General features: G+C 69.2%; 4 protein-coding genes and 1 pseudogene. 3 read left to right on the top strand and 2 right to left on the bottom strand.

Annotated features, from left to right (window positions below):
* Nucleotides 1-817, bottom strand: a pseudogene (locus tag DQP56_RS21845) (PGRS repeat-containing protein); the annotation flags it as partial.
* 137 nt (nucleotides 818-954) lie between these two features.
* Nucleotides 955-1,773, bottom strand: coding sequence for a formate dehydrogenase accessory sulfurtransferase FdhD (gene fdhD, locus DQP56_RS21840; protein WP_112689002.1), 819 nt, complete (start codon nucleotides 1,771-1,773; stop codon nucleotides 955-957).
* A gap of 57 nt (nucleotides 1,774-1,830) precedes the next feature.
* Between fdhD and fdh the strand changes: the two genes are divergently transcribed.
* The 3 genes from fdh to nrfD form a co-directional block, all read left to right on the top strand.
* A complete protein-coding gene (fdh, locus tag DQP56_RS21835) occupies nucleotides 1,831-5,121 on the top strand; it encodes a formate dehydrogenase (protein WP_112689000.1) in 3,291 nt (1,096 codons plus the stop codon).
* Nucleotides 5,121-6,080, top strand: coding sequence for a 4Fe-4S dicluster domain-containing protein (locus DQP56_RS21830; protein WP_112688998.1), 960 nt, complete (start codon nucleotides 5,121-5,123; stop codon nucleotides 6,078-6,080). Before fdh ends, DQP56_RS21830 begins: the two co-directional genes overlap by 1 nt.
* Nucleotides 6,077-6,497: NrfD/PsrC family molybdoenzyme membrane anchor subunit (nrfD, locus tag DQP56_RS21825; protein WP_234825781.1), on the top strand; the 421-nt coding region annotated here is incomplete at its 3' end. The genes DQP56_RS21830 and nrfD, both read left to right, overlap by 4 nt.

The raw sequence follows: 6,497 nt of genomic DNA, 5'->3' as shown, positions 1-6,497 counted from the left end.
AGGCTCCGTTGCCACCGGCTCCGCCGTTGCCGCCGGCGCTGCCGGCGCCGCTGTTCAGTGCCTGGACGCCCTTGACGCCGGCGCCGCCATCACCGCCATTACCGCCGTCGCCGAGCCAGGCTCCGGCATTGCCGCCCGCACCGCCGTTGCCGCCGGCCATTCCCGCGGTGTCGCCGGCCCCGCCATCACCGCCATTGCCGCCGTTGCCGAACCAGCTGCCGCCATCACCACCGGCCCCGCCGGCCGCACCGGCCGCACCGGCGCCGCCGTCACCGCCGTTGCCGAACATGCCGGCCGAACCGCCGTCCCAACCGGCGCCGCCGTTCACGCCGGCCACGCCGTCGGCTCCGGCGCCGCCGTTGCCGAACAGGAACCCGCCGTCGCCGAGATCACCGAACATGCCGGTGCTACCCAGCAGCGAGGTGTTCTCCCCGGTGAAGTCGTCCAGGCCGTTGCCGATCAGGTCGCGCCCGAACAGGTAGACGAACGGCGCGTTGATCATCTCGGCCAGCTGTATGCCGGAGTCGCTGGCGAGCCAGGCTTGAAGCGCATCGTTGATCGACTGCGCGAAGTCCAGTGGGCCGGACTCCGCGCTGCCCAGACCGAAGATGAGATCGGTATCGCCGAACCCGGCGAACGGGTCGGCGCCGTCGCCCGTACCACCGTCGAAGACGTTGGCGAACGGGTCGACGATCAGCTCCCAGAGCTCGTCGGCGTGCGCGGTGGGCGCGGCGGCGATCGGCACCATCCCGGCGACCAGGAACGCGCCGGCTGTGGTCCCGAGCAGGCGTTTGCCCCGGCGGCTACGACTGGTCATCCTGCACCCCTCTTCGATCAGGATCTGCTCAGTCCGATCACATTAATACTTATAACCGGGATTGCAAGCTGTAATGCCGCTTTATTGCCGCTCCTGCGGATGATTCGCGCGGTGATATCACGCGCCTGCGACTACGTTCAGCCGACGATGCGGTCGGCCCGGCTGTAGATGTTCATCGAGTCACCGCGCAGGAATGCCACCAGGGTGAGGCCGGATTGGCTGGCCAGGTCCACGGCCAACGAGGAGGGCGCGGACAGGGCGGCCAGCACCGGGATCCCGGCCATCACCGCCTTCTGGGTCAGTTCGAACGACGCCCGACCACTGACCAGCAGGACCGTGCCCGACAGCGGTATCCGGTTACGTTCCAGCGCCCAGCCGATCACCTTGTCGACGGCGTTGTGCCGGCCGATGTCCTCACGTACCACCAGAACCGACCCATCGGAGCTGAACAGCGCCGCGGCGTGCAGGCCACCGGTGCGGTCGAAGACGTCCTGCGCTGAACGCAGCTGGTCCGGCATCGCGGTGATCGCCGCCGCGGTGACGCTGACCGGGTCATCGCCCGGGCAGTACCGGCTGGCCAGTTGTACCGCGTCCAGCGAAGCCTTGCCGCAGATCCCACACGATGAGGTCATATAGAAGTTGCGGGTGACATCGATCGTGGGCGGCGGCACGCCGGGCGCCGGCGTCACATCGAGCACGTTGTAGGTGTTGGGCCCGGCCGGCGTACCGCAGTAGCGCGCGCTCAGCACGTCGGCGCGACCGGAGATGATGCCCTCGGTGAGCAAGAAGCCCTGCGCCAGTTCAACATCGGATCCCGGCGTACGCATGGTGACGCTCAGCGGCGTGCCGTTGAGGCGGATTTCCAGCGGCTCCTCCACCGCCAGCGTCTCGGGGCGCTGCGTCGCGGCACCGGCCGCGACATGGCTCACCCGGCGCCGCTGCGTTATCCGACTCATTGCTCCATCATGCTTGCTCGGCTGCGGGAGTGCGGTCGGTTCCCTTAGGCTCGGAAGATGGTTCAGCGAAAATTCCTGGAGTGGCCGGTGATCCGGCAACTGCGCACCGGTGACGTGTTCGGCCGTGGGCCGGCCGTCACCTCCGAACGCACCCGCGCCACCGTGCCGCGAACCGCCACCGCCGACCGGGTGGTGCAGAGCATCTGCCCCTACTGCGCGGTCGGCTGCGGGCAGCGCGTCTACGTCAAGGACGAGAAAGTGGTGCAGATCGAGGGCGATCCGGACTCCCCGATCTCCCGGGGCCGGCTGTGTCCCAAGGGCGCGGCGAGCGAACAGTTGGTCAACTCCCCCGGCCGGCAGATCAAGGTGCTGTATCGGGCGCCACGCGCCACGGAATGGCAGCCGCTGGAACTGGACACCGCGATCGACATGGTGGCAGACCGGTTCATCGCTTCCCGGCGCAGCAAGTGGCAGGACCATGACGCCGACGGGCGGCCGTTGCGGCGCACCATGGGCATCGCCTCACTGGGCGGCGCGACACTGGACAACGAAGAGAACTACATCATCAAGAAGCTTTTCACCGCCGCCGGCGGAGTGCAGATCGACAACCAAGCTCGTATTTGACACTCCGCCACGGTTCCCGGTCTGGGAGCCTCCTTCGGTCGCGGTGGCGCGACACAGTCCCTGCAAGACATGGCGAATGCCGACTGCATCGTCATCCAGGGCTCCAACATGGCCGAGTGCCATCCGGTGGGTTTCCAGTGGGTTGAAGAAGCCCGGGCCCGCGGTGCGGTGGTGATCCATGTCGACCCGCGGTTCACCCGTACCTCGGCGGTGTGCGACAAGCACATTCCGATCCGGGCCGGCTCCGACGTGGTGCTGCTGGGTGCGCTGATCAACCACGTGCTCACCCACGACTTGTGGTTTCGTGATTACGTGCTCGCCTACACCAACGCCGCGACGCTGGTCAGCGAGGACTTCCGCGACACCGAGGACCTGGGCGGGCTGTTCTCCGGGTTCGACCCCGAGACCGGGCAGTACGACCCGTCGACGTGGGCGTATCAAAGCCGCAACGCCGGCGGGGAAGACATCGGCTCGCCCGGCGGCGGTCATGAGCACGGCGCCAGCGCGTCGGCGCGCTCGGTCGGCGAGACGCTCGGCAGCGGCGGCGCGGCACTCGAACACCCCCGGGTGCGGCGCGATGAGACGCTGCAGCACCCGCGCACGGTCTTCCAGATCCTCAAGCGGCACTACGCGCGCTACACCCCGGAGATGGTCCGCGACGTCTGCGGCATTGACACCGAGGCGTTCGACTACCTGGCGCGCGCCGTCACGTCCAACTCGGGGCGGGAACGCACCACGTGTTTCGCCTACGCGGTGGGCTGGACGCAACACACCCTCGGCGCCCAGTACATCCGCACCGCCGCGATCCTGCAGCTGCTGCTGGGCAATGTGGGCCGGCCGGGCGGCGGCATCATGGCGCTGCGCGGGCACGCCAGCATTCAGGGTTCCACCGACATCCCGACCCTCTACGACCTGCTGCCCGGCTATCTGCCGATGCCCAAGGCCGGGCGCGACGACACTCTCGCCGCCTACCTGGACCGCGTCGGGTCGAAGAGCCAGAAGGGTTTCTGGGCCGACGCCGACGCTTACCTGGTCAGCCTGCTCAAGGCCTGGTGGGGCGACGCCGCGACCGCCGACAACGACTGGGCTTATCACTACCTGCCCCGGCTGACCGGAGCACATGGCACCTATCAGACCGTGACCGGGATGCTGGCCGACGAAGTCGAGGGCTACTTCCTGCTCGGTCAGAACCCGGCGGTCGGTTCGGCCAACGGGCGCCAACAGCGGCTGGGCATGGCGCACCTGAAGTGGCTGGTGGTACGGGATCTGAACCTGATCGAGTCGGCCACCTGGTGGAAGGACGGTCCCGAGATCGCCTCCGGCGAGCTGCGCGCCGAGGACATCGAGACCGAGGTGTTCTTCCTACCGGCTGCCGGTCACGTCGAGAAGGCCGGGACGTTCACCCAGACCCAACGGCTGCTGCAATGGCGCCATCAGGCCGTGGCCCCGCCGGGAGACTGCATCAGCGAGTTGCAGTTCTTCGTCGAGCTGGGCAACCGCATCCGCGCCAAGCTGGCCGGGTCGACCGATCCGCGGGACCGGCCGCTGCTGGATCTGGTCTGGGACTACCCCGTCGACGAGCACGGCGACCCGGATCCCGAGTTCGTGCTGGCCGAGATCAACGGCCATCAGCTCACCGGCGACGACGCCGGCCGGCCGCTGTCGTCCTATACCGAGTTGCGCGCCGACGGGACCACGGCCGGCGGCTGCTGGATCTACACCGGGGTTTACGCGGACGGCGTCAACCAGGCCGCCCGGCGGGTGCCCGACGGCGGGCCGAGCCGCAGCCAGTCGCAGTGGGGCTGGGCCTGGCCGGCCGACCGGCGGATCCTGTACAACCGGGCGTCGGCGGACCCGGCCGGGGTGCCGTGGAGTGAACGGAAACGCTACGTCTGGTGGGACGCGCAAGCCGGCCGCTGGACCGGCGATGACGTGCCCGACTTCGTGGTCGACCGTGCCCCGGGCGCCCGGCCGGATCCGGCGTCGGGCGGTCCGGACGCGTTGGCCGGTGACGACCCGTTCGTGATGCAGTCCGATGGCAAAGGTTGGTTGTTCGCGCCCAAAGGCGTGGTGGACGGCCCGCTGCCGACCCACTACGAACCGCAGGAGTCACCGGTCGCCAACGCGGTGTATCGCCAGCAGCGCAATCCGGCCCGAATCACCTTCCCGCGCAAAGACAATCTGTCGGCTCCCAGCGCCGGTGAGCGCGGTGCCGAGGTCTACCCGTACGTGTTCACCACCTACCGGCTCACCGAGCACCACACCGCCGGCGGCATGAGCCGATGGCTGCCCTATCTGGCCGAACTGCAGCCGGAGATGTTCTGCGAGGTCTCCCCCGCGCTGGCCGCCGAGCGGGGCCTGGAGAACTACGGCTGGGCGACCATCATCTCACCGCGGGCGGCGATCGAGGCGCGCGTCCTGGTGACCGACCGGATGACACCGCTGGTCGTCGGGGGACACACCGTGCACCAGATCGGGCTGCCGTATCACTGGGGTGTCGGTGGCGACGCGGTGGTCAGCGGGGACGCCGCCAACGACCTGCTCGGGGTGACCCTGGATCCGAACGTGCAGATCCAGGAGTCCAAGGCCGGTTCCTGCGACATCCGGCCCGGCCGGCGACCGCACGGCGAGGCCCTGCTGCGGCTGATCGCCGAATACCAAAGCCGTTCCGGCGCAACACCACAGACCGGCAACACCGCTGTCGACCCGGAAAGGCGGGACTGATGGGCCAACTGACCGGACCGACCGACCCCGCCGCCGACGCCGGCTGGACAGCGCGACACCGGCGTAAAGGCTTCCTTACCGACACCTCGATCTGCATCGGCTGCAAGGCTTGTGAGGTGGCTTGCAAGGAGTGGAACCACAACCCGGCCGACGGCGACCTGGAACTGCTCGGATCCTCCTATGACAACACCGGCTCACTGGGCGCCAACACCTGGCGGCACGTCGCGTTCATCGAACAGGGCGCCGACGCCATCGCGAACGCTCGCGAGTCGGGGCGACGGCTGATCGATTTGGGCATGCCGAAAATGCCTGGCGCAGCAGCGGAAATCGCGCCGCCGGATACCGACCAGTTCCGGTGGCTGATGTCCTCGGACGTCTGCAAGCACTGCACGCACGCCGGATGCCTGGACGTCTGCCCGACGGGCTCACTGTTCCGCACCGAGTTCGGCACGGTCGTGGTGCAGGACGACGTCTGCAACGGCTGCGGAAACTGCGTGCCGGCCTGCCCGTTCGGGGTGATCGAGCGTCGCACCGATGGCACCGCGGCGCCGAAGTCCGCCCGCGGCGCCGCTCCCGGCGAAGTCGGGATTGCCCAGAAGTGCACCATGTGCTACGACCGGCTGGTCGACGGCGGAACCCCGGCCTGCGCCAAGACCTGTCCCACCGAATCGATCAAGTTCGGTGACCATGACGATCTGGTGGCCGATGCCCGCGAGCGGGTGGCCCGACTGCACGCTCAGGGCCGCACCGAGGCCCGGCTCTACGGCGCCAACGAGCACGACGGCGTCGGCGGCACCGGGTCGGTCTTCCTGTTGCTCGACGAGCCGGAGGTCTACGGCCTGCCACCGGACCCGCGGGTCGGCACCGCGGATCTGCCGGCGATGTTCAAGCGGTCGGCGCTGGCCGCGGCCGGGATGCTGGCCGCCGCCGCCGTCGCATTCCTGGGGGGACGGTCATGAGCACAGTCTGGGACGGTCCGCGCCGCGGCAGGCGTCGGCGCCGTGGCGGCGACGGTGGCCGCGAGATGCCGATGGTGCCCGACGTGCAGTTCACCTCCTACTACGGGCGCCCGGTGGTCAAGCCGGCGCCGTGGACCCACGAGATCGCCGCGTACCTGTTCCTCGGCGGGCTGGCGGGCGGGTCCGGCATCCTGGCCGCCGGCGCCCAGCTCACCGGCCGGAAGCTGTTGCGGCGCAATTCGCGGCTGGCAGCCCTGGTGGCGATCGTGTTGAGCGCGGCGGCGCTCATCAGCGACCTCGGTCGACCGGAGCGCTTCCTAAACATGCTGCGCACCATCAAACTCACCTCACCGATGAACCTGGGTTCCTGGATCCTGTCCGGTTTCGGCGCGGGCGCCGGGGTGGCGGCCGCCGCCG

Source organism: Mycolicibacter senuensis, assembly GCF_003284925.1.
GTDB lineage: Bacteria > Actinomycetota > Actinomycetes > Mycobacteriales > Mycobacteriaceae > Mycobacterium > Mycobacterium algericum_A.
The sequence above is the reverse complement of the archived record's forward strand: the minus strand, read 5'-3'. Positions and strand labels throughout refer to the sequence as shown.